This window comes from Pseudomonas agronomica (assembly GCF_025917275.1).
GTDB lineage: Bacteria > Pseudomonadota > Gammaproteobacteria > Pseudomonadales > Pseudomonadaceae > Aquipseudomonas > Aquipseudomonas agronomica.
The window spans coordinates 1-2,674 of record NZ_JAOSHO010000607.1 but is presented as its reverse complement, the minus strand read 5'-3'; the positions used below and the strand labels follow the sequence as shown (position 1 = coordinate 2,674).

The 2,674-nt window shown below is 61.0% G+C and carries 2 protein-coding genes and 1 pseudogene; 2 read left to right on the top strand and 1 reads right to left on the bottom strand.

The features are described from left to right. Nucleotides 1-594 (bottom strand): annotated as a pseudogene (locus OC610_RS25165) (hypothetical protein); the annotation flags it as partial. Nucleotides 595-775: 181 nt separating this feature from the next. Here OC610_RS25165 and hemA point away from each other — a divergent pair. Together hemA and OC610_RS25155 are read left to right on the top strand one after the other, a co-directional pair. Then, entirely contained in the window at nt 776-2,065 is a 1,290-nt protein-coding gene (gene hemA, locus OC610_RS25160) for a glutamyl-tRNA reductase (RefSeq protein ID WP_217860321.1), read from the top strand. Then, a partial coding sequence (locus OC610_RS25155) for a PCRF domain-containing protein (RefSeq protein ID WP_264431728.1) occupies nt 2,062-2,674 on the top strand: 613 nt, incomplete at its 3' end. The genes hemA and OC610_RS25155, both read left to right, overlap by 4 nt.

The following is a 2,674-nucleotide window of genomic DNA, read 5'->3' as shown; positions in this document are numbered from 1 at the left end:
CTGTTGCAACAGCAGTGCCTTGCCGAAAATCAGTTGGCCATTGTTCGGATGACGCTGCAGCAGGCGATCGAAGCTCTTCATCAGGCCGGCGCGGGTTTCCTGGTCGGTATCGGCCGCGGACAGCGCAAGGAAGTCGAAATGGGTGTCGCCTTTGCCCTGCAGGACTTTTTCCATATACATCATGGCGTCGTCATACCGTCCGGCACGTGCCAGTTGTATGGCGGCGGCGCGTTGCGCTTCGAGGTCGTCCGGGGCGTTCTTCGCCCAGATCAACGCGGTATCCAATGCAGGCTGGTCAGCGCCCAGGTATTCGGCGATGCGAAACGCGCGCTCGGAAATCCCCGGGTCCTGGGTGTTGATGGCCTGGGTGACATAGTTATCCAGCGCAATGTCGAAGCGATTGCGTTGGCCCGCCAGCTCGGCGCTCAACAGGCTGAAGATGGTCTCCTCGCTGAACGAGCCGTAGACCTTGGGCTTTTCGGGGGTCGGGGAACTGTCTTCGACCGGTGGCGTACCGTCCGTCGAGACGGGGGCCATGGACTGGCAGCCGCCGAGGAAGGCAAAAGCGAGGAGCAACGCAAAGGATCTATTCATATAGGAAGAGGACGACTAACCTGCGGTCGGATCATCATGACACAAGCCATCGGTCAAACATAACCGAGTCTCGGCGGATGCTTTATAGGCACAGGTAATTGTGACAATAGTCGGGGGTGGTTGTTCTGGATCTGGCGAAGTAGGACAATTGCCGGCTTCACGTCACCATCAGCGACCTTGAATGGCCTTCCTTGCACTTGGTATTAACCACAAGACTGCTTCAGTAGACGTCCGCGAGCGCGTGGCCTTTACGCCTGAGCAGCTGGTTGAGGCCCTGCAGCAGCTCTGCCGACTCACCGACAGCCGCGAAGCTGCGATCCTCTCCACCTGCAATCGCAGCGAGCTTTATATAGAACAGGATCACGTTTCTGCCGATTCAGTGCTGCGCTGGCTGGCCGAATATCATGAATTGAGCCTTGAAGAGCTGCGCGCCAGTGCCTATGTGCATGAAGACGATGCGGCCGTTCGTCACATGATGCGTGTCGCCTCGGGGCTTGATTCGCTGGTGTTGGGCGAGCCGCAGATCCTCGGCCAGATGAAGTCGGCCTACGCCGTGGCGCGCGAGGCCGGCACCGTCGGCCCGCTGCTGGGGCGGCTGTTCCAGGCTACGTTCAATGCCGCCAAGCAGGTGCGCACCGACACCGCCATCGGCGAGAACCCGGTGTCCGTGGCGTTTGCCGCGGTCAGCCTGGCGAAGCAGATTTTCAGTGACCTGCAGCGCAGCCAGGCGTTGCTGATCGGTGCCGGCGAGACCATCACCCTGGTTGCCCGCCACCTGCATGACCTGGGCGTGAAACGCATCGTGGTCGCCAACCGCACGCTGGAGCGCGCCAGCACCCTGGCCGAACAGTTCGGCGCCCACGCGGTGCTGCTCTCGGATATTCCTGCCGAGCTGGTGCACAGCGACATCGTCATCAGTTCCACCGCCAGCCAGTTGCCTATTCTCGGCAAGGGCGCGGTGGAAAGCGCCCTGAAGTTGCGCAAGCACAAGCCGATCTTCATGGTCGACATTGCCGTTCCCCGGGACATCGAGCCGGAAGTGGGCGAACTCGACGACGTTTATCTCTACAGTGTCGACGACCTGCACGAAGTGGTCGCCGAAAACCTGAAGAGTCGGCAAGGCGCGGCCCAGGCGGCGGAAGAGATGATCACCGTCGGCGCCGAGGATTTCATGGTGCGCCTGCGCGAGCTGGCGGCGGTGGACGTGCTCAAGGCGTATCGTCAGCAAAGCGAACGCCTGCGTGACGAAGAATTGCAAAAGGCCCAGCGCCTGCTGGCCAACGGTGGCAGTGCCGAAGAGGTGCTGGTGCAACTGGCCCGCGGCCTGACCAACAAGTTGCTCCACGCGCCCAGCGTCCAGCTCAAGAAGCTGACCGCCGAAGGCCGCCTCGATGCGCTGGCCATGGCCCAGGAACTTTTCGCCCTCGGTGAGGCTTCACCGGATAGCTTTTCGGATAAAAAATCGCAATGAAAGCGTCACTGCTCAATAAGCTGGACATTCTCCAGGACCGTTTCGAGGAACTGACCGCCTTGCTGGGCGACGGCGAGGTCATTTCCGACCAGAACAAGTTCCGGACCTACTCCAAGGAGTACGCGGAAGTCGAGCCGATTGTCGCGACCTATAAACAGTTGCTCAAGGTACAAGGCGATCTCGAGGGCGCCCAGGCGCTGCTCAAGGACAGCGACCCGGACATGCGCGAAATGGCCGTGGAAGAAGTGCGCGAGGCCAAGGAACAACTGGTCGAGTTGGAAAGCAACCTGCAACGCATGCTGCTACCCAAGGATCCGAACGACGGACGTAACGTGTTCCTCGAAATTCGCGCCGGCACCGGCGGTGACGAGGCGGCGATCTTTTCCGGCGACCTGTTCCGCATGTATTCGCGCTACGCCGAGCGTCGCGGCTGGCGGGTGGAAATCCTCTCGGAAAACGAGGGCGAGCACGGCGGCTATAAAGAAGTCATCGCCCGGGTCGAGGGTGACAACGTCTACGGCAAGTTGAAGTTCGAATCCGGCGCCCACCGGGTACAGCGTGTGCCGGCTACCGAATCCCAGGGCCGCATCCACACATCCGCCTGCACCG